Origin of the sequence: Cylindrospermum stagnale PCC 7417 (assembly GCF_000317535.1) — a bacterium.
GTDB lineage: Bacteria > Cyanobacteriota > Cyanobacteriia > Cyanobacteriales > Nostocaceae > Cylindrospermum > Cylindrospermum stagnale.
The window spans coordinates 4,714,525-4,740,571 of the sequence record NC_019757.1 but is presented as its reverse complement, the minus strand read 5'-3'; the positions used below and the strand labels follow the sequence as shown (position 1 = coordinate 4,740,571).

21 protein-coding genes and 1 CRISPR repeat array are annotated in these 26,047 nt (G+C 39.9%); of the genes, 10 read left to right on the top strand and 11 right to left on the bottom strand.

Going from position 1 to position 26,047, the window contains the following annotated elements; translation table 11 throughout:
- The first annotated feature begins 36 nt into the window (after nt 1-36).
- The 8 genes from CYLST_RS19875 to CYLST_RS19840 all read left to right on the top strand — a co-directional run bounded on the left by CYLST_RS19875 (nt 37) and on the right by CYLST_RS19840 (nt 9,297).
- Nucleotides 37-243 carry a hypothetical protein gene (locus CYLST_RS19875; RefSeq protein ID WP_157162612.1) on the top strand — a complete coding sequence of 69 codons (207 nt, stop codon included), beginning with the start codon at nt 37-39 and terminating at the stop codon, nt 241-243.
- Entirely contained in the window at nt 209-1,366 is a 1,158-nt protein-coding gene (locus CYLST_RS19870) for a glycosyltransferase family 4 protein (RefSeq protein ID WP_015209529.1), read from the top strand. Before CYLST_RS19875 ends, CYLST_RS19870 begins: the two co-directional genes overlap by 35 nt.
- A 419-nt stretch (nt 1,367-1,785) precedes the next feature.
- Nucleotides 1,786-2,403 carry a sugar transferase gene (locus tag CYLST_RS19865; protein ID WP_015209528.1) on the top strand — a complete coding sequence of 206 codons (618 nt, stop codon included), beginning with the start codon at nt 1,786-1,788 and terminating at the stop codon, nt 2,401-2,403.
- Between the two features lie 37 nt (nt 2,404-2,440).
- A complete protein-coding gene (locus tag CYLST_RS19860) occupies nt 2,441-3,331 on the top strand; it encodes a phytanoyl-CoA dioxygenase family protein (RefSeq protein WP_015209527.1) in 891 nt (296 codons plus the stop codon).
- A gap of 39 nt (nt 3,332-3,370) precedes the next feature.
- Complete coding sequence (locus CYLST_RS19855) at nt 3,371-4,450, top strand: hypothetical protein (RefSeq protein WP_015209526.1); 1,080 nt, start codon at nt 3,371-3,373, stop codon at nt 4,448-4,450.
- A 68-nt stretch (nt 4,451-4,518) separates the two neighbouring features.
- On the top strand, nt 4,519-5,733 hold the full coding sequence (locus CYLST_RS19850) for an ATP-grasp domain-containing protein (RefSeq protein WP_015209525.1): 1,215 nt from the start codon (nt 4,519-4,521) through the stop codon (nt 5,731-5,733).
- A gap of 44 nt (nt 5,734-5,777) precedes the next feature.
- Nucleotides 5,778-6,959 (top strand): DegT/DnrJ/EryC1/StrS family aminotransferase, encoded by a 1,182-nt coding sequence (locus CYLST_RS19845; RefSeq protein ID WP_015209524.1) that lies wholly within the window; start codon nt 5,778-5,780, stop codon nt 6,957-6,959.
- A 136-nt stretch (nt 6,960-7,095) separates the two neighbouring features.
- Nucleotides 7,096-9,297 carry a GumC family protein gene (locus CYLST_RS19840; RefSeq protein ID WP_015209523.1) on the top strand — a complete coding sequence of 734 codons (2,202 nt, stop codon included), beginning with the start codon at nt 7,096-7,098 and terminating at the stop codon, nt 9,295-9,297.
- A gap of 25 nt (nt 9,298-9,322) precedes the next feature.
- Here CYLST_RS19840 and CYLST_RS19835 read toward each other — a convergent pair whose 3' ends face one another.
- From CYLST_RS19835 to CYLST_RS19795, 8 genes are all read right to left on the bottom strand, one after another.
- Nucleotides 9,323-11,548 (bottom strand): pentapeptide repeat-containing protein, encoded by a 2,226-nt coding sequence (locus CYLST_RS19835; RefSeq protein WP_015209522.1) that lies wholly within the window; start codon nt 11,546-11,548, stop codon nt 9,323-9,325.
- 12 nt (nt 11,549-11,560) lie between these two features.
- Nucleotides 11,561-12,562, bottom strand: a complete 1,002-nt coding sequence (locus CYLST_RS19830) for a zinc-dependent alcohol dehydrogenase family protein (protein WP_015209521.1) — start codon at nt 12,560-12,562, stop codon at nt 11,561-11,563.
- Between the two features lie 1,488 nt (nt 12,563-14,050).
- Entirely contained in the window at nt 14,051-15,037 is a 987-nt protein-coding gene (gene arsS, locus CYLST_RS19820; RefSeq protein WP_015209520.1) for an arsenosugar biosynthesis radical SAM (seleno)protein ArsS, read from the bottom strand.
- Between the two features lie 46 nt (nt 15,038-15,083).
- Nucleotides 15,084-16,052 (bottom strand): arsenosugar biosynthesis arsenite methyltransferase ArsM, encoded by a 969-nt coding sequence (gene arsM, locus CYLST_RS19815; RefSeq protein ID WP_015209519.1) that lies wholly within the window; start codon nt 16,050-16,052, stop codon nt 15,084-15,086.
- Between the two features lie 305 nt (nt 16,053-16,357).
- Nucleotides 16,358-16,537, bottom strand: coding sequence for a hypothetical protein (locus tag CYLST_RS19810; RefSeq protein WP_041233180.1), 180 nt, complete (start codon nt 16,535-16,537; stop codon nt 16,358-16,360).
- 390 nt (nt 16,538-16,927) lie between these two features.
- Nucleotides 16,928-17,608 (bottom strand): response regulator transcription factor, encoded by a 681-nt coding sequence (locus tag CYLST_RS19805; RefSeq protein ID WP_015209517.1) that lies wholly within the window; start codon nt 17,606-17,608, stop codon nt 16,928-16,930.
- A gap of 189 nt (nt 17,609-17,797) precedes the next feature.
- Nucleotides 17,798-18,085: a Mo-dependent nitrogenase C-terminal domain-containing protein gene (locus CYLST_RS19800; protein ID WP_015209516.1), complete on the bottom strand. Its 288-nt coding sequence runs from the start codon at nt 18,083-18,085 to the stop codon at nt 17,798-17,800.
- Between the two features lie 182 nt (nt 18,086-18,267).
- A complete protein-coding gene (locus CYLST_RS19795) occupies nt 18,268-18,738 on the bottom strand; it encodes a GNAT family N-acetyltransferase (protein ID WP_015209515.1) in 471 nt (156 codons plus the stop codon).
- Between the two features lie 290 nt (nt 18,739-19,028).
- On the opposite strand from CYLST_RS19795, the gene CYLST_RS19790 reads away from it, so the two are divergent.
- Together CYLST_RS19790 and CYLST_RS19785 are read left to right on the top strand one after the other, a co-directional pair.
- Nucleotides 19,029-19,226 (top strand): hypothetical protein, encoded by a 198-nt coding sequence (locus tag CYLST_RS19790; protein WP_015209514.1) that lies wholly within the window; start codon nt 19,029-19,031, stop codon nt 19,224-19,226.
- A gap of 565 nt (nt 19,227-19,791) precedes the next feature.
- Nucleotides 19,792-20,436 carry a PAP/fibrillin family protein gene (locus CYLST_RS19785; RefSeq protein WP_015209513.1) on the top strand — a complete coding sequence of 215 codons (645 nt, stop codon included), beginning with the start codon at nt 19,792-19,794 and terminating at the stop codon, nt 20,434-20,436.
- Between the two features lie 645 nt (nt 20,437-21,081).
- Nucleotides 21,082-21,770: a CRISPR direct-repeat array (repeat unit 36 nt; unit sequence GTTTCCATTAATTCCACTTCTCAGAATAGAAGTGAC).
- Between the two features lie 687 nt (nt 21,771-22,457).
- On the opposite strand, the gene CYLST_RS19780 is transcribed toward CYLST_RS19785, so the two are convergent.
- The 3 genes from CYLST_RS19780 to CYLST_RS19770 are packed head-to-tail and all read right to left on the bottom strand — an operon-like array spanning nt 22,458 to nt 26,046.
- Nucleotides 22,458-24,011 (bottom strand): hypothetical protein, encoded by a 1,554-nt coding sequence (locus CYLST_RS19780; protein ID WP_015209512.1) that lies wholly within the window; start codon nt 24,009-24,011, stop codon nt 22,458-22,460.
- 3 nt (nt 24,012-24,014) lie between these two features.
- Nucleotides 24,015-25,631: a hypothetical protein gene (locus tag CYLST_RS19775; protein WP_015209511.1), complete on the bottom strand. Its 1,617-nt coding sequence runs from the start codon at nt 25,629-25,631 to the stop codon at nt 24,015-24,017.
- On the bottom strand, nt 25,621-26,046 hold the full coding sequence (locus CYLST_RS19770; protein ID WP_015209510.1) for a hypothetical protein: 426 nt from the start codon (nt 26,044-26,046) through the stop codon (nt 25,621-25,623). Before CYLST_RS19770 ends, CYLST_RS19775 begins: the two co-directional genes overlap by 11 nt.
- Nucleotide 26,047 lies beyond the last annotated feature (1 nt).

Sequence of the window (26,047 nt, the reverse complement as noted above, 5' to 3'; positions counted from 1 at the left end):
AACTTCAAGGTGGCTTGTGATTGCGAAAAGCTTAGTTTGACAGGTAAAAATTTGCAACCCATCCACAAGGAATTGCGCCTTGGGAATATCCGTCAGAGTCTTGCTGATAACACAGCACTTACGGCTTTGGAATGGTCGCCAACTACAAGTATTTGTGAAGGTTTAGCAGAGTTGTTAAAGACAACACAAAAATGTTTTGAAGTCAAAAATGAACAAAATTTTAATGGTAGCTACGATTCCTGATACTTTACGCGGCTTTCTCCTGCCTTTTGCCCGCCACTTTCATGCTCAAGGTTGGCGTGTGGATGCAATGGCTTGTGGCGTTTCAACTTGTATAGATTGTGTGCAGGAGTTTGATCGCGTTTGGGATGTAAAGTGGTCACGCAACCCCCTAGACCCACGCAATCTAGTAGTTGCTCCGCAGATTATCCAAGAGGTGGTGCAGCGAGAGAAATATAATATAGTTCATGTCCACACGCCAGTTGCTGCTTTTGTGACCCGATACGCCCTTAAGGATTTAAGAAAGCAGCTTAATACTAAAGTAATCTATACTGCTCACGGTTTTCACTTCCATTCTGGTGGCCAACCATTAAAAAATGCTTTGTTCTTGGCAATGGAGAAGTTGGCAGGGTATTGGAATGACTATTTAGTAGTGATTAATCGTGATGATGAGGAAGCAGCGAAACGCTATAGGCTGATTTTACCTAAACGTATCCGCTATATGCCGGGAATTGGGGTGGATTTAGACTTTTATCACCCTGATGCTATTTCAAAAGCAGAAGTTGAGCGGGTGCGTCAGGAATTGGGTTTAGCACTGGGAACTCCACTATTGTTATCAGTAGCAGAGTTAATTCCCCGTAAGCGACCTCAAGATATTTTAAAGGCATTTGCTCACTTAGCTCGGTCTGAAGTCTGCTTGGCTTTTGCTGGGGATGGACCGCTGATGCAAGAAATGCAGCAGTTAGCGTCCCAACTGGGAGTGCAACATCAGGTTCGATTTTTGGGGAATCGGCAGGATATTCCGACTTTAATGCGTGTGGCGGTAGCTACTGTGCTTGCTTCTCAACAAGAGGGACTTCCTAGGAGTATCATGGAGTCTATGTCCCTGGAAACTCCTGTAATTGGCACAGAAATTAGGGGAACTAGGGACTTGCTAGCGGACGGTTGTGGTCTTCTCCTGAAAGTGGGTGATGTAGAGGCACTTGCAGGGGCAATGGACTGGATACTATATCATCCCCAAGAAGCTAAAATGATGGGAAAGCGTGGGCGGGAACAGATGGTCGATTATGACCTACGCCACATTATCAAGCTACACGAAGCTTTGTATGCTGAGGCTACATCTACAAGATGTTTAGTGTTTCAATGATTTTAAGGATAATGGCAAGAAGTCATTAACACAGCTAAATCTGCAATAGACAGATAGCTTGTCTTGACCAAAAATCTACAAAGATTTCTTCATATTTTCATCACTAATACTATTACCCCATCTAATTAAGATACTGGGGTAATCTTTTTTATTTTTAATCAAAAAGCATATAAATATATAGTGCCAAATTGGCGATATTTTTTGATTAATCTAGGTTATTTTATTAATAATTCACCACTCAAAAAAACATTGGACAAGTCCAAGAATTATCACTTGTCTATAACTTTTTTGTATTTTCACAAACTGAGATTTTCCCAGTAATTAAATGTTCAGACATGTAGTTATTAATGTCTGATTTTACTGAATAGAATTTCGTTGTATTTACGTTTTTTTTGTTGCTTTGAACAAAGGGTGTATTTATGAAAAAATCTAGTATATTCATCAAGTCAGTATTAGATAAAGTTGTGGCAGCAATTGCCTTAGTTGCTCTTTCTCCTCTACTACTAGGTGTGGCGATCGCTATTTATTTCTGCATGGGTAGTCCAGTTATTTTCACTCAATCTCGCCCTGGTAAAAATGCTCATATTTTTAAGTTTTATAAGTTTCGCACTATGACGGATAAACGTGATAGCAAAGGCAATCTTCTCCCTGATGAAAAACGACTCACGTCTTTAGGTGAATTTCTCCGTAAAACAAGTTTAGACGAACTTCCTCAACTGTGGAATGTTCTTAAAGATGACATGAGTTTCGTTGGACCTCGCCCTTTATTAGTAACTTATCTCAACCGCTACACCCCTGAACAAGCAAGACGCCATGAAGTAAAACCAGGTATCACAGGTTTGACTCAAATAAACGGTCGCAATTCTTTGGGATGGGAAGAAAAATTTAAACTAGATGTTTGGTATGTTGACAATTGGAGTTTATGGCTGGATTTAAAAATTATTTTTCTGACGTTTTTTAAAGTATTGAAACAAGAAGGAATTAATCAAGAAGGCTATGCTACAGCGGAAGAATTCATAGGAATACTTAAAAAGTAAGCAGAGTTAAATACAACTAAACAACAGAGAAAGTAAGATGGTAAACCTTTACACTCCACGTCTGAATCAAGAACAAATAGCACTGTTGCCTACTGATAAAGATGTTACTTTTTACGAAGAGCATGGTTGGTATATCTCCAAAAAAGTTATTCCTGACGAGATGATTGATGCAGCTATTTTAGCTAGTGAAAAGTTTTATCGTGGTGAGCGAGATGTAAAACTTCCTTATAGTACTGGTTATAGCAACTGGAAGCCGGGAGACGGGGATGCTATTCGCAATAACGAATTTGTTTCTTTGCAAAATAATGTCTTACGACAGTTTGCACTTCAGCCAATTATTGGAGCAATTGCTGCTAGGCTAACTAGGAGTAAAAGTATTCGGCTATTTGAAGACCAGTTAGTTTATAAAGCTCCGCATGGTGAGGATGGCAAAGGAGTTGTTGGTTGGCATACAGATCATGCTTACTGCTCTACTTGCACTTCTAATAAGCTCCTAGCTGCCTGGATTCCTTTCCATGATTGTGACAAGTCTAGAGCGCCGCTAGTTGTTATTGATGGTAGCCACAAATGGTCTGGCAATGAACATTTGCGCTGCTTTAACCAGCAAAATCTCAAAGAAATAGAACAGAAATTTTCCCAAATAGGACAGAGAATTGTCGAAGTACCTATGACTTTAAAAAAAGGGCAAATTAGTTTTCATCACTGTAAAACAATTCATGGCAGCTATCATAACTACAGTGATTCATTTCGTTTAGCAATAGCTGTACATCTCCAAGATGATGACAACTGCTATCAAGTTTTTTGGAATCCCCAAGGCAAACGCATTCATCATTTTCTTGATTCTATATGTCACAAATTGCCCAACGGCGATCCTGATTACAGCGATCTGGAAATATTTCCTGTTTTGTGGTCGGCAGAAGATAGATAACAGATAGTCAGATATAGCTAAGGAAATCGGGAAAATAGCATGAATTTACAAGTACAAATACTTGAATTAACAAACGATTTGTGGTTCCAAACACTGCAAGAAATTCCTCATGATTTTTATCATTTACCTGAGTATGTCTATTTAGAGTCTAAAAGAACTGATACTATCCCTGAAGCTATTTTAATAACTGAAGGTGAAAAAAAGTTTTTTGTACCTTATTTGCTCAGGAAATGTAATGATATCCTCTTTGAGGAACTACAGTTAGCAGATGTTTTTGATGTTATTTCCCCCTATGGTTATCCGGGAATTTTACTCAGTAAAGCAGCTATTAACGCACCAGAATTTCCAAATGCTGCTCTAGATGCAATGAAGCAAGAATTTTTTTCTAGGGGTATATGCTCTGCTTTCTTTCGTTTGCATCCAATTCTTAATGATAGTTTCACGGAAGTATTTAAAACTGGAAGCTTTAAACTAACAGGAGAAACGGTTTCAGTTGATTTGACGCTTCCTAACCTATGGAGCCATACCAGAAAGGGTCATCGTAGCACAATTAACAAGTGTAAACGTCTCGGAATGATTGCAAAGATGGTTCCATTCCAAGATTATTTGGATGAATTTATTGCAATCTATGAAGAAACAATGCAACGTGTCAATGCTACGACAGGATATTACACCTTTAATTCTGAATATTTTACTCATATGAATGATTTGTTAGGTTTAAATATTCATCTATGCATTGTTCAATATGAAAATCAGGTAGCCTGTGCTGGTTTGTATACAGAATGTTGTGGAATTGTGCAAAGCACACTTGGTGGAACAAGAAACCAATTTGTTCACCTATCACCGAGTAGTCTAGAAACCGACCATGCACGATATTGGGCGCAGGAACGAGGGAACAAATTTTTGCACTTGGGGGGTGGAGTTGGTGGCTCAACTGAGGATAGTTTGTTTGTTTTTAAAGCGGGTTTCTCTCAGATGAATCATAAATTTTTGACCTCACAATTGATAATTGATGAGGATAAATATCATTATTTGGTGGAATTAAAAGCGAAACTTTTAGGTAAAACGGCGGCACAATTACTGCACTCAAACTTTTTCCCCGCTTATCGTTCATCTTAAATAGCATGAGATATGTTGTCCAAAAAATTAAGCTTGATAAATTTTCTAAATCTCCAAAATTATAGCTAATGAAAACTAAACAACCAGCTATTTTAATTCCTGATTCCTGCAACAATCCTCTTGCTTACTATGTCATACGATGTTTAAAAGAAGCTAATAGTAAATTTAAAATAAACGTGATTGTCTCTGCGAACCAAGAATCTAATGAAAAAGAATGGCTGGTTTTTTATAAGTATTCGGCATATATTGATCAGTTATTTTTTTCAGAAAATCTGATGAATTCAGTAGAATATTTAGATGAGGTAGTTCAGATAATAGAAAATAAAGAAATAGATATTATTCTTCCTGCTTCGGAAGATGGCTTCAAGTTTGTTGCCAAATTTAGAAAAAAGTTATCAACCTTTTGTAAAGTAATAGCATTACCAAGTAATGATGCCTTGGATACAGCTTTTGATAAGTGGAAGTTACACATCTTTCTGAAAAAGAATAACATTCCAACGCCAGAAACATATTTACTTAAAGAAATTGAGCAAATTAGCAAAATTAATTGGCCTGTATTAATCAAACCAATAGATGGATCTGGTGGAGAAAATATACAGAAGTTTGACACTTTAGCACCAGAAATTTTTCAGGTTATCCTTAATCATCCTAGCGAGGTATATATTGTTCAGGAATATATACATGGCTACGATATGGGTTGTAGCGTTCTTTGTCAGGATGGGCAAGTTCTTGCTTACACAATACAGCAGCAATTAGGATTAACAGAAGGTTTTGCTCCCAAAATTGATAAATTAAAGTTTGTCCATGACTCTGCTGTGATTGATATAGTTACAAAAACCATGAATGCACTCAAATGGAGTGGGGTTGCTAATCTAGACCTGAGATATAATTCCAAAACTGAAGAAATTAATATTATTGAAATTAATCCAAGATTTTGGCAATCTCTGATGGGTTCTCTCTCAGTCAGTGTAAATTTTCCCTATCTTCTATATTTATTGTCAAATGGTATCAGCTTTGAGTATATTTTATATCAAGAAAAGTACTATGCTAAATTCCACAGGTTCATTAAAGATGCTTTAAATGGCTCTTTAGAATATAGTTTGTCTAATACGAATATCAGATATTTTTTATCAGATATAAATGCTTTAATATATCTTTTATTTTATAAAATTGTTAAAACAAGGTTATTTCAAAAAATAATAAATATTTTTTTCGACAAGCTCAAAAATTACAAACTGTTAAATGACAAGCGAGCGCCGAATTTTTTAAAGACAAAATTTTGAATTATTACAGCCTTGTTAGATAATCCAAATTACTGAAAAGAATCATGTTTAAACCAATTTTGCTCTCGACTCCACATATAGGCGATCGCGAATTAGAATTTGTCAAAGAAGCATTTGACACTAACTGGATCGCTCCTGTGGGCCCCCATGTCGATGCTTTTGAGCAAGAATTTTGTCAAGTAACTGGGGCTGGTTATGCTGCGGCTGTAAGTTCTGGCACAGCAGCGCTGCATTTGGCCTTGCGATTAGTTGGGGTTGAGCCTGGGGATGAGGTTTTTTGCTCTACCTTGACCTTTGTGGCTACCGCCAATCCCATTACTTATCTAGGAGCGACACCAGTATTTATTGATTGCGATCGCACTTCTTGGAACATGAATCCTGAACTGTTGCGGTTAGCGCTAGAGAACCGGGCCCGGATTGGCAAATTGCCTAAAGCGGTTGTGCTTGTGCATCTATATGGTCAAAGTGCAGATATCGAGCCAATTCTCAAAGTTTGCAATCAATATGATCTTCCCTTAATTGAAGATGCTGCTGAAGCTTTAGGCGCTACCTATAAAGGGCATTCTCCGGGAACTTTTGGGCGCATTGGCATTTATTCCTTCAATGGCAATAAAATTATTACTACCTCTGGCGGGGGGATGTTGGTCGCCGACGATCCACAATTAGTCGCAAAAGCACGTTTCTTGGCAACCCAGGCACGTGATTTGGCTCCTCATTACCAACACTCAGAAATTGGCTATAATTATCGTCTCAGTAACGTTTTAGCCGGCATTGGTCGCGGTCAGTTGCGTGTTTTGAATGAGCGAGTAACAGCTAGAAGACGCAACTTTGAGATTTATCAACGAGCTTTGGGAAATCTGCCAGGAATAGAATTTATGCCCGAAGCTAGCTTTGGGCGTGCTACTCGCTGGTTAACCTGCTTAACAATTGATCCTGAGGCTTTTGGTGCAAATCGCGAACAAGTCCGCCTTGCACTTGCCGAACAGCAAATTGAAACTCGTCCTGTGTGGAAGCCTTTGCACCTCCAGCCTGTGTTTGCTGAATGTGATTGTATTGGCGGTGCAGTAGCAGAAGATTTATTTACACACGGTCTTTGCTTACCTTCTGGTTCTAATCTGGCAGACGAAGACTTAGAACGGGTGATTAGTGCGATCGTCCATATAGCCACAACAGACGGGAAAAAGGAACGTTTACCCTGTCTCTCTGGAATAAAACAATTGCCCTGATAACTATTAGAGGTGGAAAGAGCCAACCTGTACTCTACGAAAAATTTATGGCTCAATATTTGATGGACTAACAAGATTTTAAAATTTCCTAATCTGAGAATTTATTCATCACTAATTAAGGATTTAAAATAGATTTATGCAATCAACAGATTCTGGTTTCCATTTTGATAAATATTGGCAAATTATCAAGCATCGTTGGTTAACTGGTTTAGGAATATTTATCCCAACTTTGCTGCTTTTGTTACTAGCTTTATCTTTAAAAAAGCCTAGCTACGTTGCGGAAGGTACCCTGAAGTTGCAAAAGATAAATAGTATTTCTTCCCTAACAGGAGTAGGAACAGAAATAGGTAAATTAGAACCACTGGTACAAGACAACAAAACTAATCCTATAAACACAGAGGCTGAAGTGATACGTTCTGTTCCTATTGTGCAAAAGACTATAGACAGACTCAAATTAAAAAATAACAAAGGCAAATCTCTAAACATAAAAGATTTTCTGAAAAATTTTACAGTTAATGATATTCAGAAAACTGATATTCTGAAAATCTCATATAAAGATGCTAATCCTAAAATAGCAGCTCAAGTTGTTAATATGCAGATAGAAGTTTATTTAGAACATAATTTAATTTCCCAGAAAAGCGAAGCAACTGCTGCACGCCAGTTTTTAGAGAAACAAGTGCCTAATGCTGAATTGATTCTTAGGAAATTAGAAGCTGCGTCACGTGACTTTAAAGAGAAGAACCAAGTTATTTCTCTACAAGAAGAAGCTACTAAGGGAGTGGAAATAACTTCAGATTTGGAAAGGCAAATCCGTGATACTCAGTCTAAAATAGCTGGAGTTACTGCTCAGTTTAGCTCCATACAAAAGCAATTAGCCATGACCCCTCAGGTAGCGGTGGCTGTAAATTCCATGAGCCAGTCTACTGGGGTACAAGACATCCTGAAAGAAGTCCAACAGCTAGAATCTCAACTTGCAGCTAGGCGGACATTTCTCCAAGATTCCCATCCCGAAATAATTAACTTAAAACAGAAGTTAGAAGCTTTAAACGAGATACTAGAAAAACGAAAAATACAAGTTACCGGGACGAATTCAAAAAATATAAATGACGAATTGCCAATGGGCATGCTGCAACAGCAACTTACGGCAAGGCTTGTAGAACTAGAGTCGACTTATCTGGGTCTAACTAGTGAATTATCTACCTTAATTAAGTTACAAGCTATCTACAGACAACGCCTCAATAAGCTCCCCCAATTAGAGCAACAACAACGTGAGTTAGAACGCAAACTACAAACAGCCCAATCTACTTATTCACTTTTACTCCAAAAGCTACAAGAAAGCCGAATAGCAGAAAATCAGACTGTAGGTAACGTTATCAAGGTATCTGAAGCGCAAGTTCCTGAAGAGCCAAATTCTTCTATTTCTATGTTCATAAGTGCTGCTTTACTGGCTATGATAGCTACCTTGGTGATTGTCTTCATTTTGGAAGCACAGGATAAAACTATCAAGACTGTTGATGAGGCAAAAAAATTATTTGAATTGACTTTATTAGGGGTAATCCCTTCTGTGGACAAGTTGAAAAAATCTATTCGTGTACATGAAGAAAATGAGTCATATAGCGAAAGATCTATTGTGAAGAATTTTCCTCGTTCCCCGATAAGTGAAGCTTACCGGATGCTCAGGGCAAATCTGAAGTTTATGAGTGCTGATAAAGAGCTAAAAGTTATTGTTGTCACCAGTTCTGTACCCAGAGAAGGTAAGACAACAGTCGCTACTAATTTGGCTGTAGCAATAGCTCAAATGGAGTGTAAAGTCTTACTGATAGATGGAGATTTGCACCGTCCAGTTCAGCACAAAATTTGGGATCTGACTAATAGTCAAGGTCTGACTAATTTGATTGTTGGACAGACTGAAATTAAAACAGCTATCAAAAAAGTTATGGATAATTTAGATGTTCTGACTTCCGGGGTAGTACCTCCTAGTCCAGGATCTCTCCTAGACTCAAAACGAATGGCGTCGTTGATAGAAATCTTTTCTGCTAACTATGACTTCGTAATTATTGATGCTCCCTCATTAAATGTAGCTGCTGATGCTGCTACTTTAGGTCAAATGGCTGATGGTGTTTTGTTGGTAGTTCGTCCAGGAGTAGTTGATTCAGTGAATGCAGCTTTTGCTAAAGAAGTTCTGGAAAAATCTGGTCAGAATGTTTTGGGACAGGTAGTAAATGGTGTGATTCCTAAAAATGAACCCTACAGCTACTACTACTTCACCGAGGAAGACTACGCGCAAGAAGGTATTAGTCAAGCTAAATCTATGAAAAAGGTAAAATCCTCAAGTTAAGATTTACAGGCTCTTTAAATAAAAGTTACTTCAGATAAATTAATAAATTTAATCCCGGAATTGTGCGGGAGAGAGTCCACAAAACTAGGGTAATGTAAAGTAAACCTAGACTCCACTGATACCAAGCAAGTGCGGCGATAATGCCAGGAAGATGTTCGTCCCGTAGGCGGATATCGTTAAATCCTAATCGTACTAGGTTATTGAGGCTAAAGTCGTAGTAGTTAAGCCAGTTCCAACGGCGATTCCACAACAGAGACATATATCTCTCTCGGAATGTAGGATTTCTGGGGATTACTGGCAAACGTCCAATTAGTAATCTTAACTGCCGGAGAGTACCGTCTTCAGTGAAGTAAGAAACATTCATTAAGTCGTGATAACGTCCTTGTTGATAAAGTCGGCATAATAAAGTTATTGGTATGGGAAAAATAATAATTAACAGACATCCTAAAGTGAGCCAAGGCTGTTCAGCATGACGAAAAATGGCTAATAAGCTAAAGAATGATAAACAGCTAAAACTAGCCAAGATGGAAATAGTTTCGTAATATGTGGGAATAATAGGTACAGGACGCAAACGACGGTAGCGGTCAACTAGCCAAAATAGCAAGCCGAAATAGGCGATCGCTAATCCCCCCACCCCAAAAACTAACCAAAAGTCCGTACCATAGCCACTCAACAGCAGCAGGACACTCAAAGCTAACCAAGTCAAAGCTTGCAGTAACCACCCACCAAGTGAAAGAGGTTCACTCACAACTAGGCGATCGCTAATTTGGGTGTACGTTTTTAAATCGATGTCTGCTAAAGTCAATAACTCGCTGCTGTTGCGAAACGCTTGTACTTGACGCCGCTCTTTTATAGCTAACGCCTGAGTGAGAGTAAAACCTAAATTAATCAAACTAGTAAGGTTTGCACTATTAATATTAGTCACTACTAAACGGCGGCTTAATTCTATTAATCTTAATCGCTGTTTTGTATACTCCAACTGATTGGCATCGGCAATTTGTTGCTGCTGACGGAAATTTTGCCCCAAATTCCGCAAAATGTTTTGATTACCTTGCAAAGTGGGTATGCAAAACATCTTGCCAATCTGACCAGGATTACCCAAAATTTTCGCTTGGTTGGAGTTAAAAGTTAGACCAGGTACATTTAAATAAGCAGTTTTGGCAAACCTAGCATCACTAAAATCTGCTTGATTGAGAATGCTAGCACCCTGCAAATTTATAGCTTGATCAAATTGGGTTTCTCGAAAACTCACGGCTTGCTCAAAAGTCGCTTCCGTGAAAAAGAGAAACTGATTAAAATTCGCTTTTGTAAATTGTACTTGATTGGCAAAAACTACATCAGAAAAATCAGCGTTTCCTTGCCACAGCCCATGACTAAATTTAGCCAATTGCTTAAATTTCGCTTGGTTAAAATTGGCAGTATTGGTAAAGATACTACCTTTAAAATCAACAGTTTCTTGGAATGTAACTTCCTTAAAATTAGCTTTGTAAAAAAAAATACTGCCCTGAAACTGGCTCTGTTGCCTGAAAGTGGCAGATGTGAAACTGACGGAACGGCTGAATCTGGTTTCTGTCCAGTTAGTGGGTTGCAGAAAGGTTGCACCATGGGCATCCACAGACTGAAGAAAGAATGTATTGGGGAACTGCACTTCCCCATTGAAGCGGGTTTGTACCAGTGTTAAGGACCCACGGAAGACGGTGAGTTGACTGGAGGTAGTTGACTCAGGTTCTAAAAGCGATCTACAGTCTTTGGAGTTGGGAAATGCGATCGCTAATGATTGCAAACAAACCAAGCGCAGGCGTTCTAATTGTTCCTGTTCAGTGGCGGTAAAAATTGGGGCTATTTCTTGGGCATATAGAGGTGTTTTCAAACCCAAATCGCTACCCACAAAATCTCCCTGAATCAAAGAATTACTCAAGTCTAAGCCCAACGGTTTTGCACCAGTCTTTTGCAATTCTTTTCGCAGCAGTTGATAAAAAGTATCGCGAAAGCTGGCATTTTCAGGTCGTAAATCTATCACCATTTGCCGTAAATCTACGGTCAAATTACCTTCTCTGACTATGGGTGTATGTAGCCTTTCTTGTAACAGTTCCAGAGTTAAGGGTGTGCGTTCTGGTTGTGCCGCTACTGGGAGGGAAAACAGTAAAACGCAGCAGATAGCTAAGGAAAGCGCAAAGGAACCCAGAGAAAATTTGCGTACCTCTGCGTTTAACCGCTGCGTTCCTCTGCGTTGAAAACAAAATTTGTTCAAATTGCTTGCTTATTATTCGTCACTCATCAGCAAAACAATTTTACCTGTGATAGAACCAGTTTCTAGTAATTGGTGAGCTTTTGCAGCTTCTGCGAGGGGGAATTTGTGACTAACGTGAATTTTTAACTTACCTTCATCTATCCAGGTAGCGCATTGTTGGAGGATTTCGCCTTGATGCTGAAGGCTTTCTGTTAATCCTAGCAGCATTGGCGTAAGCATTAATTCTAAACCAATGCGGAGATTACGTTCTCTGGCAGTTTTCCAAATTGTATTGGTCTTTGGTTCCAAAATGGTGACAATATCGCCATATACACGGACTGCGGGGAAGGTTTGGTGAAAGGTTTCGCCGCCGACGGTATCAAAAGCTAAGTCTACGCCTTCGCCGTTCGTCCAATTTAATACCGCTTGAACAAAGTCTGTTTGTTTGTAAAAGATTGTCTCGTCAGCACCTAATTCTTTAACAAAGTTTGCCTTGTCTTCTGAACCGATAGTTGTGGCGACATTTGCACCTTTAAGTTTTGCCAATTGAATAGCTACATGGCCGACACCACCAGCACCAGCATGAATCAAAACTTTTTCCCCTGGTTCTAGTCGTCCCCGTTCGTATAAAGCCTCCCAAGCAGTGATTAAGACTAGCGGGGCGGCTGCTGCTTCGGCAAAGGAGACGGAAGCGGGTTTACGGGCGACAAACCGCTCGTCTACAGTAGTATATTCTGCATAATTTCCCTGGTGTGCGCCTAAACCACCATAGCAAAAATATACTTCATCACCAGAGCGGAATCGCTGAACGTCAGCCCCTACAGCTTCGACAATACCAGCACCATCACATCCTAAAACGGCTGGCATTTGTTCGGGGTAGAATGTGCCGCGGCTTCGCAGTTTGGTATCAATGGGGTTAATGCCGGCTGCTACTAAGCGAACTAATAGTTCTGTATTTCCGGGTGTGGGTTTGGGGACTTCTTGTAGTTGCAGTACTTCGGGTTTCCCTGCTGCTGTCATTAAGACTGCTTTCATGATTTTTTCCTCCTAGATGCACGCTTATTTGCAACTTTAGCGTAATTGGGTGGGGTTGGATTTGAACCGCCAAGACACCAAGTGCGCCAAGGAAGAGGGGGAAAAGAGCAAGATGCAAGGGTGGGTATGCAGCATGAACTGATTCAGTTATTTGGGGCTTGTTATATTGAAACGCCTTGTCACCGGCTTGAGTGGTAGTTTAAGGAAACGGGGAAATGCGATCGCCACTATCTCCGCTTGTGATCAAAATGTCTAAACTGTGGGGCAAGGTTTAAAGTTCCGGCGTTGTGGAAAAATAGAATGTGCGATCGCAGAAATAATATGATGTCCGTTTAATTGGCATAAAAAAACCGCTAACCAATGTAGAGACGTTGCATGCAACGTCTCTACTACTTCCAGCACCAACAAGTCAGCCTGAGAATAGTAAATATTTCGACCCTTACAACTTGGGTTAACTAATATACTCGTGGTGCTACCTGATCGGGAACCTAAATGACAACAAAGCGTCATCGACAAATAATTAGTCACTGTACATCAAAAAAAAACCGCGAAACATCGAGTTTTGCGGCTTTCAGTGTGGTGTGAGGAGTTTAACTATTCATCATCTTAAAGTAACTGCCCAAAAACGACGCCTTCGTAACAGTTTTGGTAACAGAATTTTTTGAGGATGACACCACTAAAACTAAAAGCTTTGATGCTTGCACTTAGCGCTGAAGCGGTAACTCCGAACTTAAATCAATTCCCATCTATCTCAATACGCTTGGTGTTAAGAAAATTGTAGTAGGGGTAGAACGAAGTGCATGAGTATCAACTTAAGCAGAAACCCTTGTAATCAGGTTATATCGAATCTGCTCAATTACAAATCACTTTCTCGGAACCCCACCCCAGTTTTACTGACGCAAAACCTCCCCGAAGCTCATGAGGGGAACTCGGGCACGGAGTGGGGATTAGGGGTGGGGTAAAACGGCTGTGGGACAACGGTTTGAGCTTAAGTTGACACCAATGAACGAAGTGAAACCCAACCTTCGTCTCCCAAATGTTGGGTTTCGTTCCTCAAACGCCACTTAGAGGAAACGGGGGAAACCCCCGCAATTTTTGTGGCTCCCCAACCTACGTAGACTATCTCCGACAGTCCACGGAGGTGGATTATCCCTACGGGACGCTACGCGAACGTTTGTGTAGCCGCGAATTATATTCGCCCTGGCTTTTCTTCTTTGATTATCACTAGTGAAAAAATAAAACCGTGGAAATTGAGAATAATCCACGGATTTTTGGTGTGGTGTGAGGAGACTTAACTCACCTCAATCATAAACCCATCTAACTATTTACTATGCCAGCACCATAACTTTTGTTACATAGTTGTTTTTTGATGACATAAATACTTTTTTAATCAATCAAACCCAAACCCAAAATCCATGACAAATCAAGGATGTAACCTTTAGCTAGGATGAAAAATTTGCCATTTCATCCTTCCCGCTTTAGAAAAGTTTACACCAAAGCACCACCACAACTAGAACCACACCCAGCAGTACAACCGTAGCAATAGGCAGCGGTTTGCACTTCCTTAATCAAGTCTAAACTGCCAGCTTCTAACAATTTGGCAACTGTTAGAGTTTCACCATTACCAGTTTTGGCAGGCAAATTCATCATCTGGTTAAAGTCGCAATCAAAAACATTGCCCAGATAATCAATAGAAAGTTCGTCACGGCACATTAAATGCTCAATTGTATCGGCATTGAATTGCAACTCTAAAAACTGCAAGTAGCTGGCGTACAGTTTTTTACGCTCTAAATGTAATTTAGTTCTACCAACGGGTAAATTAGTGATGGTGAAGAGGTTGTTAAATACAATATCAAAATGTTCTTTTAAAAACATTTTATAATCTCGTTCTAGATTAGTCTGTTCAGGCGCTAAGGAAAATTTTTCACCGCTGGGTAATTGGGGATTATAAACTAAATCCACAATTAAATTCGGCTCTTTGCCATAACCGAGTCGGTTAAGCCACTGCAAAGCTTTAATTGAATCATCAAAAACACCTGTACCCCTCATTTTATCGACATTATCTGCTAAATAGCAGGGCAGAGAAGCCACAACTCTAATTTGGTTTTTAGCAAAATATTCTGGTAAATCACCAAATCCATCGACAAAATAAATGGTCAAATTAGACCGAACAATTACCTGTTTACCAGTTTCCCTAGCTGCTGCTACCAATAGCTCAAATCCATAATTCATTTCTGGTGCGCCGCCGGTTAAATCTACAATTTGAATTTCTGGGAATTTGTGAATTAAGGAAATTAGTTGTTGGCAAATTTCTGGGGAAAGCTCTTCAGTCCGTTTTGGTCCAGCTTCGACGTGGCAATGTGTACAGGCTAGGTTACATCGCTTACCGAGATTAATTTGTAAAACTGTGATTCCTCTTTTTGTTAAAGGGGAATTTAGTTTGTGGATGAAAGGTGTGATTGCTGTTTGAATCATGATTTATTTCTGGAGTGGCAAGGTTAAATTGGGCATTCCGGAAATGTTAACAACACCCACCGCCGTCATAATGCCAGGTGGAATCTGTAATCATGATTTCTGCTGGATTAAAATTCGCAAGTTTTGCAGCGGTTTTATCACAGACAGCAGCGGGAACACCACGTTGCAGCAAATGTCCGGCTGAGTCGTCAAAAAATGGTTCTGTACCAGCATAAATTGCCGTTTTGCCGGTGAAAATACAAGCACCGTCTTCGGGAATCGCAACTTTGAAGGAGACAGAATCGAGACTTTCTAAAAGTAAATTTTCTTCTAGTTTATAAGTCTGGGTATCTAGCAGACGATAAGGGCGACGGGCGCGAATTTCAACTTGACCAAAGCCAGCATTAATGATGCGTTGAGTGTACTCTTGATATGTGAGTGCGCCTGATAAACACATGGCGCGTAGCTGTTCATCTTGTTGTAAATGTGCAGGAATGGGACGTGTAGCAATTGGGTCACTCATCTGCAAGCGACCACCTGGTTTTAATACTCGATATGCTTCTTTTAAAGCACGGGTTAAATCTTCTGGTTCAAATATATTGAAGAGGCAATTTTGCGCCACTACATCGACAGAAGCATCACCAATGGGTAAGTTAAAGGCATCCCCGGTGCAAATTTCGACAAAGCTGGTATCAAACCAGGGATTTTCTTCAGCAGCTATTTCTAGGTTACGGGTGGCGGCTTCCCGCATGGAATCAACTGGCTCAACAGCAATTACAGCACCTACACGGCGGGAAAAGTAAGCGAATTGCAATGCTTCTAAGCCACCACCAACGCCGACATAGAGGACGGTGGGTTGGTTGAAGAGTTCGGTGGGGTGTACTGTGGTGCCACAACCATAGTTCATTGCTTGCATCTTGTCAGGAATTTTCAGCCCTGGTAATTGCAGGGGTGTACTTTGGACACAACAAAGTCCTACTTGTGGTGTTTGAGCAACTTCGTGGTAAAACTGCGCCGCTGTTTCTAGATAAGTCATTGAACTGGTATAGAGTTGGCTTTCTGCATCCTAATATATATAGTTGGGTGAATTTTTGCTGAGTGTGGGAGAACGCCCAAAAACACGTAAATTCATATTTTGCACTTAGCCCTAACGACTGGAAGTCGCGGCTATACAAACAAAGTCCACGGCTCGACTGAGCTTCGCCGAACGTCCTGCGTGGACTAATATTATGTCGGTGCTGCGTCAGTCGTCATTTAACTAATTCGGCGAAATTCCCCTCCCTCAGCGCAGCAGGGAGGGGATGGATAGCTGGACGATGACGAAAGCATCTCCGACCAATATCAACCTAATGGTTGATTAGGGAGTGAGATGGCTGAGGAATCGTCAATAACTGGACTCGGTAGTCGGTCAATCCAGTCTTCAATCAATTGTGTCATCGTCTTTTCTTTATTAGTGGCATATACCTTGAGCTTATTGTACCGCCGCTCAGACATCCGAAAACGCAATGATTTCTCTTTCATACTTGTGTACACGTTACGCCACATATATGATAATATGTAAATGGTTGTTGACCCACCCACACGACTCACAACAAACGGTCACGTAGCAGTAATATGCTATGCCTTGTCTAAGAGCGTGAGAAAGGGGGAAAGAGTAGACCACTGGTTCGTCTGATTACGTTCGGCGGTAAAAAATAAGCCAAGCCTACTGTACGGAAAATAAATCAAACTGTCTGCGGAGGCGGACGGCTGCGCGGGTTCTCCCTTGAGGGGATAAACGGTGCAAACCGAGAGACGCGGTGTAAGTCCAATTTGTGCTTGTACAAAGAGGCGACGGCGGGTGAGACGCGAAACGATGATGGTTGTTTTACTGAAGCTACGGCTTCAGCGAAGCAAGCCGGAGTACTTCACTTACGCATAATCGCGCAAGACGTAGCCGACACCGCGCACTGTTTGCAGGAGGCGCTTTTCGTCATTAGCTTCAAGTTTCAGGCGCAAGTAGCGAATGTAAACTTCAATAATGTTGGAATCGCCCATGAAGTCGTAACCCCAGACTTCTTCCAAAATGCGATCGCGCGTAATTACCTGTCGCGGATGGGCTAGTAAATAGTCCAGTAAGTCAAATTCCTTGGCGGTTAACTCAATTAAGCGCTGACCTCGGTGTACTTCTCGCGTCCGACGATTTAAACTTAGGTCGGCAAACTCTAAGGTATCTGCGGTATCGGTTTCTTTGGTTCTTCGCAGGTGGGCCCGGACTCTGGCTAATAGTTCTTCAACACTGAAGGGTTTAACTACATAATCATCAGCACCAGCATCTAAGCCTGCAACGCGATCGCCTACTTCATCTTTGGCGGTTAATAAAATTATCGGTACTTTATCACCCGTACTTCGTAAGCGGCGGCATATTTCCAACCCCGATACACCAGGCAGCATCCAGTCTAAAATGACTAAATCCGGACGCAACTCTCGCGCTGCGGTAAGTGCGGTTAATCCATCGTAGGCGACGCTGACTTGATAGCCTTCATAATTCAGTTCCAATTCTACAAATCGAGCCAATTTGACTTCATCTTCAACCAGTAAGATGTGCGTCATGATGATGTTAATGATTTCAGCAGGGGATGGTAAGTAACACAGACTAAGAACTTTTTAGAGATGTACTAGCTACTAAATAGCCAGACATTCAATTAGGTCTACGTTAGCTTAGTATAAAGCTGAGTAAGTAACAACCGTAAGTCTGTAATTACCCTTAACTGCTAAATCAGAAGACGCTCTCACTAGCTATTAGCAATAGACTGTAACATCTTCGCCGCATTCATCAGCAAGATAACAGAGCGCTTTGAAACGCAGGCTCACAACTTGCTCATAAAGAGGATTTAATTTACACATCGGCGGAATGTGAAATAACTTCTGACCAAACAGTGTGACATCTCGTTCAAATGGACATTGAGATGGGATCGATTTACACAAGAAATGAGCAAACTTGGAATTATGAATTTCGATCGATTCCAACCATTGGCGGATTGGCTGGAGCAGGTCGCTATGTAAAGAAGTTTGAGTAAAATTGAGCATAATTACTCACCTCATAATTAAGAATTTCAAAGTTGGTTAAGTTTATTGGATTTGCATCTCTATAGTTATATACGGTTGATTGATACAGCTTTATGCAGTTATTGCCTCTCTTAATTTGGGTGCATCTGTCGTTCTTGGCAACAGGCTTAACTAAACACTGCCACCCCAAAGTTGGAGATAATTTATTTAGGCGATCGCACATACTGCATAAATACCACAGGCACTCTGAACAACCTTTTAGCTAATTTTGATACACCAAACTTACCTTTAAGCGATGACGGTAAGTCTGTAAAAGAAGTTTCCACAAACCCAAAACGACTGTAAAACGCCGCCAGTCTCTCACCTAGACATTCCAGATACAAGGGTTGCGTCGCTGTATTAATCAGATGCTGGGTGAGAAAACTGCCCAAACCGCGACTTCTCCAAGGGGGTGCAACGACCAAACTACCAAGTTCTTGTGTATCTGAGAAGTTACGTAACTGTCCACAAGCGAATAAATCCCCGTTGCATTCAATCACCCAAAATTGCTGCCAACGTAATTGGGTAGGGTCGAGTTTTGCTGAGAACACCAACCGCCGAATCGACCATATATCAGCAGATGTAGCCCTGCGGAGGATGCAGCCAGATGGTAAAGAAAAAGCGATCGCTTCCATTAATGACACTTCAACCTATTTTGTTTGTGCATTCCGCAAAGCATATCTGAGTTACCAGCTAGACAAAATATTATCTTGCGATCGCGATCGGCACCAAAGCAGCAGCGCTTCATCCCCTACTCTCAGGCTATATCTAGGCAATCATAGGGTTATATTTGTCGATATCTATGTACTGAGTAAACAATACCTACGACAGATAGATCCATCAGCCATAACTAGATTCTAGATAGATGTTTTTCCATTCCTTAACTTTTAAAATTGTTTCTAGATTAAATAATAGGACTGTAATCATGGCAGAACAAAAACAAAAATCTGATAAGAAAGAAACTACACCAACCGCATCAGGTGGTTATCAAACCCCTCTCCAAGAAGATATTCGCAAAACCGGCGATGCTGAAAAAAGTGATGCTAGACCCACCGCTACACCAGAAGCACCAGGAGAAGATTCTGTAGCAGGTAGTCCTAATCAAGGTACTGAGTCGCGTTAATTGTTGGGGATTTTTGCTAGTTTAAATAGTCAGACTCTAATTCAGTAATTTCCGAGTGGATAATGTGGTGTAACAGCCGCCATTATCCACTCTTTTTTTGTTGGTGATAAAACTGTTGTTAGAAGATGTTTGAAAAGTCAAGTCGCTTCGCTCCAATTATAAATTAAAAATTAAAAATTAATGGCTCCCCTTCAAAAGGGGGACTTTGAGAAGTTTTTGCCCCCCTTTTTAAGGGGGGTTGGGGGGATCTACGAGTGTTTTATTTATCACAAACAACTTTTCAAACATCCTCTTAGGGATAACGCATTGGTGACAAGTTAAGCCTGTAAATCTTTTGTCAAGCGACTTTCAGACAATTGTTGAAAAAAACTTGTTAGACCCTCGTTGAATCTCAGAAAAAGGGGCAACAATTAATTTAAGGTTCGGGTTTGACTTTTGTTTAAGAATATCTAAATCTCGATTTTGGGGGTCAGCAAAATCTGGGTCTAGCCCACCGCGATTCTCAAAGAAAGTCATGACGGTTTTGGGTTACACTTTTATAAGTGTTCTACAACTGTTTTATCTGATGAATAATCAACTTGTGAAGGAAAAATTACAAGCGACACTTAAGAAGATTCAAACTAACAGTGATGGTTCTCCTGTTACTAATTTGAAGCTAGATAAAACTTTAGCCGTAGAAATTGAACAATTGACAACGGAACTAGAAAATCTCAATCCTCATCCTCAACCACTCCTCCATGCTACTGCTTTGTTAGAGGGGGCTTGGCAACTGCAATATTCCACAGCCAGAGAAATCCGTTCTTTAGATTCTCTGCCATTGGGTTTACGGGTGGGTAAGGTTTATCAAGTGATTAATATTGCAGACAAACTGTTTTTTAATTTAGCTCAAGTTACCCATCCTCTAGGGCTGGTATCGGGATATGTTAAGGTAACAGCTAGCTTTGAGGCTGCGATAAATCATATATCAGGTTTAGCGGATAAACGGATTAATGTAGATTTTGATAAGCGTTATTTAGCAATTGAAAAGATTCTCGGTATTGATACGCCTAAACTAAATCCATTTAAAGTTGTAGCGGCTAATAATCCTCAAGGTAGAGTTGCTACTCTCGATATTACTTATTTAGATGAAACCTTACGAATTGGGCGTGGTGGAGATGAAAGTTTATTTATTCTGAATAAAACCAGTGATTTACCTGCTTTTTTTGGGTGATGGTAAAAGATGTTATTAAAAAATGACAGATATAAAGAATCCTGACTGATTTTTGGCGGTGCTGCTCCTAATTCTTAGGGGATGTTTGAAAAGTTTTTAGTGATGTATTAAGCACCAGCAGATCCCCCTAAATCCCCCTTAAAAAGGGGGACTTTAAGAAGTTTTACCCCCCTTTTTAAGGGGGGCAAGGGGGGATCTAGATCAATTTTGATACTTTTCAAACAACCTCTTAGGGGATGGAGAGCGAAGGACGAACGGCCCACCAAAAACGTTCGGCAAAGCCCGTGCCATCGCCTACCCGCCCACTATTCCTCAAAGGAGAAAATAACTGACTAATGACTCTATCTACTGAATTATGGGCAACAAATAAAGACTTGTCCCTAGCTTGTCTAGAGCATCCTTATGTGAAAACATCGCCTTAAAAGGTCATTAATGGGCAAGTTTGAGGGACGGAATAGCGTGAAGAGTTGATTTTATTATGCAAAAAGATGAGTAGTTTCGTACCATTTTTGGACAAATTACTAAAGCACGTTTCGCAACATTTGTTTACAACGTGTCCTATTTTGCACATACCTCAGTGGATACTTCTCAGAATAGAAGTGACTCGCGGTAAGCGTCATCGGCATTTAGTTTTGAATAGATTGAGTTTCCATTAATTCCACTTCTCAGAATAGAAGTGACATGAAGATGAGATAGGGCGCTCTGTCCTCCACGAGTTTCCATTAATTCCACTTCTCAGAATAGAAGTGACGTCTGACATGAATGAATGGCAGAAATACCATTGGCGTTTCCATTAATTCCACTTCTCAGAATAGAAGTGACCGCGATAGAAGCGCTCAAGGAAGCCAATCAGATAGAAGTTTCCATTAATTCCACTTCTCAGAATAGAAGTGACCTCGAAGGCGGCCAGCGCGCGCGGCATGTGCAGGGTTTCCATTAATTCCACTTCTCAGAACAGAAGTGACTTGCTGGCGTTGAGCGTTTCTGACGTTGCAAGCTTGTTTCCATTAATTCCACTTCTCAGAATAGAAGTGACTATCTATGTAAACCCCCCTACCCCTGCTGCACCTTGGGCGTTTCCATTAATTCCACTTCTCAGAATAGAAGTGACATTGAAGACCAAACAGCTTTAGTATTAACAGCTAGAAAGTTTCCATTAATTCCACTTCTCAGAATAGAAGTGACAGCAGAATTACTATCCAAGGGTTACAAAGTTCGTAGCTGGTTTCCATTAATTCCACTTCTCAGAATAGAAGTGACTATGTCTTGCACGCAATCGACCTGCTTCCAAGCGAAGTGTTTCCATTAATTCCACTTCTAAGAATAGAAGTGACCCCTCCTACATTAAGCCCTGACTGTGCCTAATGTCCAGATGCCGTTTGCGGCGGGGTCTATGGACACAGAATTTATCTGAGTCAGTTAGAGGTAGAAAAACCCTGAAACCCTGTCAGAGAGAGACATCGGCGGGGTCAACGAGATAATCACGGTTTCCAGCTTTTGCTGACCCTGCCGCAATGGGGTCAAATGTGCAAAAAGTTTCCAATAATTCCGATTTAACCCAATCGGTGGGGAAGAAGTAGAGAAAAAGCGCTGGTGGTAAACCTCGCTTGTTTCCAATAATTCCGATTTAACCCAATCGGTGGGGCAATAGATGACAAAGACGAACTTGGCACAAAACAAGGGTTTCCAATAATTCCGATTTAACCCAATCGGTGGGGAGTTCGTCTAGCAGCCCTTACCCAGTAAGGGTTTCAGCCACCAAATCGACACACCTCTAAAAAAGATTATATACACTGCCCAAAATGGAGTCAAACACATGGCTGAAATCCTTTCCCAGTAAGCAATCGACACACCTCAACGGAAAATATAGGGTTTCAGCGATTTGCCGACGTGTGTCGATGAACATCTAAAAATCCCCCACAAATCCCCTAAAAGCAGATATAGCGGTTTTCATATCAGTGAGGTACAGTTTTAAATCGCAAACCCTGTAGGGGCGGGGTTTCCCCGCCCTCGATTGTATTTCATCTAATAGAGTCTGCTATTTTTTGCAGCCTTTTAGCTAACTTGTCTCTTTTGTAAGGAAGTTGAAAACGGTCTATAGCTTTCAAAAAATGTTGCTTTACATGATGGTTATAGGCAGTCATAACATCAGATACTTGATGATTTTTATATGCCAATAAATAGTTAATTACTTCACTATCTTTTACCCCACGCAAATTGTGCATTAATTGGTTACGCAGATCATCATCTGCATCTCTTTTGCTGCAACACCATATTAATAAATCCCAACCACCAAAATTATTATCTATACTTTTTAACCAGGCAATCAAACCAAAATTTCTGTTTGTAATCTCAAAATCTTTATCCGTATTAAATTTAAAGCTATTTACAGGAAAATTTAGCTTTTTTAAAATCGTCATCTTATCACTAATACTGCTGTTATTAACAGAGGCATCTAAAAATAATCCAAAAGGAATCCATTTTATCAACTCAGAGACTTTTCGATAATTACCATTTATATTGATAGTTTCATTAATTGTTGCTACCTGTGACAAAATAGCTACCTTTAAAAAAGTTTCCTGAGCAGCAGCTAATAGAGCAATACCTGGTAAATAATTCTTCTGATTAAAGAAAAACCCAATTAGATCAAGAGTATCAACAATCCTTTGGGTAGCTTGTGGAACTGCCAAATCTTCACTGTCATCTATTGACGGAGTATATAAATTAAAGAAATCAACAATATCTTTTAATTCACTTATGGCAGCTTTATCTATTTCATTAATTTTTTCCAACATTTTAAGTGCAGCACCAGGAAACCCATCTATGATTAACTGCTTGGCTTTTTGAATTTGCATACCTCGCTGATAACGAGAACTTTCGACTGTATCGGATTTAGCTTTTAGTTCATAATCTTCATTGAAATATTCATTACTTACTAAAAACTGAACCTTTTTAAACTTCCCGATAGTTACAAACTGGACAGCAGAAGATATTGCAGGTGTTCCTGCTTGATGACTAACATAAACTTCCTGATTGACATCAATATCTAACTCTGTTAATTTTGCTTCCACCAGTGATAAAGTAGCATCCCAGTTATCAACACCTTTATCGATGTGGTGAGGGACTAAATATTGAAATTCTGGTTGACAGGCAAATTTTGCATTTTTAAAATACCATTCTAATAGAGGTTGAAGGGTACAAGTATCTTTCCAATAGGGAGAAAATTCGTTAAGTCTTTGTTCGTCACTGCTAAATATCTGAGATTGGTCTGTCAGCAGAACAATTATTCTTTCAATCTTGATATTTTCATCTGTTAAATATTGAGAATATGTATCAAGCAGGGGAAATTTTAAATCATCTTTGTAGTATTCTTCTGACTGATTTGCATAAACTAAACCTAATATTCTAGCTGGTACGGTATATCCAGCTTCTTTATCATCAGGATTTATTCTGGAAGCAGAGCCAAAACCTGAACATTCTAGATTATGACTGGCTTCATCATGTAACCTTCCCCAAGTTCTATCATGTTTGAGGATAACATCACTATTACCAGTAGTCAAAATCCAAATACTCATAGTTTATACTCCCCAAAATTTAGTAAATCCAGATGTTGGTAAAAAGGTGATAAATTCTTGTGTTCTCTCATCTCTTGTATCTGGGAAAATAGTTAATAACTCTACATATTCTCTACCTTTGCGTCTTATCTCCCCTTCTGTTGTTTTGATATAATGTGGGTACATCCGATGGTAAATTCTGCCAATATTACTCATTTTACCCGTCAATTTAGAACCTTTAATTGATTGACTTCCTTTGTAATTACCGTGAAACCATCTCACAGCTAAACTATCATCTTCATCCTGTGCAATACGCCCCCAAACTTGCACCTTTTGAGGATGAAAAGATTCGCGCCATGAACTTACTTGATTACTTGGTGTTTTCCCTTTGAATATTAGCCAATTCTTAGCAGATTTCTGGACACCATCAAGAATATTCGTGATATGCTTAATATTATTAATAGGAAAATAGTAGTTATTTGATTGCTTAGTAAATTCCCAGTGACAGCCTATCATCGGTTTATTACCATTGTCTAAATATTGCGGGAAGAATATCCGATGATCAATTCTGCGCCCTGATTTACCAAAACCACCGATAAGCATGGAAAATCGTAAAAGCTGCATTGCTAAAATTTTCAATTCCTTTTTATATTCATCTGTACAATTACTCATACAAAGAATATTTAAAACGCCTTTATCTAATTCATAAGTAGGCATAGATACCCTGTTATATCTAAATTCATCTAGTTCTAACTCTACAGGATTAAATGCAATTCCTAATTGACCAACTACTGCACCATTAGCACCTGCAAACCCTCCCCAAAGTTCTTTGGTTAATTCCTCGGCTGTATTCTCATCAGTCACAGCACTAAATAGCCGCAATGTATGACCACGTAAAGCAGCTTTAAACATATTTGGGCGAAATTCACCACTTTTATCTATTAATTGTGATGCTAATCCTTGTCCTTTTAAATTGACAGTAATCAGCTTGGTTTCTGGGTGGTTAATAGGTTGACCATAACCAGCACTAACTCTAGAACCAATTCCTCGTTCTATAGCTTTATCCCAAATACTCCAGATAGTTTGCCATTCACTTTCATCTAGTTGAATATTGCTAGAAATACCAAAAACTAAAGTAGGTTGGTAGAGAGATATTTGCAAAAAAGCTGCATGAGATTCACTATTTTTAACTTGCCAATCTTGCTGAGGATGAACCACATCAATTAATGGTTGTTCACTCCAACTATCATCATGAGGATATGCACCGTGAAAGCGGAGTATTCCTGGTTGGGTTTCATTACTAGAAATTTGACCACCGCAGTATCTTTGTGCTTGTTGAGGGTTACAACTGCGTAAAAAAGCACCTTTCATACTTGCACCAGGATAATAGGGAAACCCATTAGCAGCTATTACTGGTCGAATGATATCGTCATCTTGTCCACTGTTAGAAACAAAACGCCAAGTAATTTTATATTCTTTGGTTTTAACCTTGTTAGTAAATTCAGGAGTTTTTTTTGCAGCAGCTTCTACCCATTCATCAACCCATCTTTCTGATTTTTCGGGTTCTTGAATATATTGAATTTGTCCCCGTCCTTTGACTGGTGCTTGAAACATTAAGGGAACTTCATTGCTATTCGGCATCACTATCTCCTGTTTTCTTATAACGCTGAGTCCACCAAACTAAACTGTCACAAAACTGTGTGAGAACTGCTAAACAGATTCTTTGGTCTTCAATGGGAAATTCCCATAATTTAGCAGCATATTTTTGGATTTCTGGGGTATTACTCCCATTTACATCTTCTTGAGGAAGTTTAATTCCGGCATTATTCATAATTGCGACAAAAGCTTTCCAAGTATCACGCCAATATTCACCTTTAGCGCGTTCTTTAGAGTCGTTTTTACCTAACAGTCGTAATTGTTCACCCCAAAAGCGTTCTAAACCATAAGCTACAGTAGTTCGCATTTTGTGTGATTGACCAATTACCCCTTTTTTGTCACGATGTTTGAGGACTAATTTTTGTGCTTCTTGGTCTAAGTTATAAGATTTCCAAGTCATA

Coding starts and splice junctions, on each gene's coding strand:
- CYLST_RS19870 (WP_015209529.1), top strand. CDS start 209: ATGAACAAAATTTTAATGGTAGCTACGATTCCTGATACTTTACGCGGC.
- CYLST_RS19865 (WP_015209528.1), top strand. CDS start 1,786: ATGAAAAAATCTAGTATATTCATCAAGTCAGTATTAGATAAAGTTGTG.
- CYLST_RS19860 (WP_015209527.1), top strand. CDS start 2,441: ATGGTAAACCTTTACACTCCACGTCTGAATCAAGAACAAATAGCACTG.
- CYLST_RS19855 (WP_015209526.1), top strand. CDS start 3,371: ATGAATTTACAAGTACAAATACTTGAATTAACAAACGATTTGTGGTTC.
- CYLST_RS19850 (WP_015209525.1), top strand. CDS start 4,519: ATGAAAACTAAACAACCAGCTATTTTAATTCCTGATTCCTGCAACAAT.
- CYLST_RS19845 (WP_015209524.1), top strand. CDS start 5,778: ATGTTTAAACCAATTTTGCTCTCGACTCCACATATAGGCGATCGCGAA.
- CYLST_RS19840 (WP_015209523.1), top strand. CDS start 7,096: ATGCAATCAACAGATTCTGGTTTCCATTTTGATAAATATTGGCAAATT.
- CYLST_RS19830 (WP_015209521.1), bottom strand. CDS start 12,562: ATGAAAGCAGTCTTAATGACAGCAGCAGGGAAACCCGAAGTACTGCAA.
- arsS (WP_015209520.1), bottom strand. CDS start 15,037: ATGATTCAAACAGCAATCACACCTTTCATCCACAAACTAAATTCCCCT.
- arsM (WP_015209519.1), bottom strand. CDS start 16,052: ATGACTTATCTAGAAACAGCGGCGCAGTTTTACCACGAAGTTGCTCAA.
- CYLST_RS19810 (WP_041233180.1), bottom strand. CDS start 16,537: ATGAAAGAGAAATCATTGCGTTTTCGGATGTCTGAGCGGCGGTACAAT.
- CYLST_RS19805 (WP_015209517.1), bottom strand. CDS start 17,608: ATGACGCACATCTTACTGGTTGAAGATGAAGTCAAATTGGCTCGATTT.
- CYLST_RS19800 (WP_015209516.1), bottom strand. CDS start 18,085: ATGCTCAATTTTACTCAAACTTCTTTACATAGCGACCTGCTCCAGCCA.
- CYLST_RS19795 (WP_015209515.1), bottom strand. CDS start 18,738: ATGGAAGCGATCGCTTTTTCTTTACCATCTGGCTGCATCCTCCGCAGG.
- CYLST_RS19790 (WP_015209514.1), top strand. CDS start 19,029: ATGGCAGAACAAAAACAAAAATCTGATAAGAAAGAAACTACACCAACC.
- CYLST_RS19785 (WP_015209513.1), top strand. CDS start 19,792: ATGAATAATCAACTTGTGAAGGAAAAATTACAAGCGACACTTAAGAAG.
- CYLST_RS19780 (WP_015209512.1), bottom strand. CDS start 24,011: ATGAGTATTTGGATTTTGACTACTGGTAATAGTGATGTTATCCTCAAA.
- CYLST_RS19775 (WP_015209511.1), bottom strand. CDS start 25,631: ATGCCGAATAGCAATGAAGTTCCCTTAATGTTTCAAGCACCAGTCAAA.
- CYLST_RS19770 (WP_015209510.1), bottom strand. CDS start 26,046: ATGACTTGGAAATCTTATAACTTAGACCAAGAAGCACAAAAATTAGTC.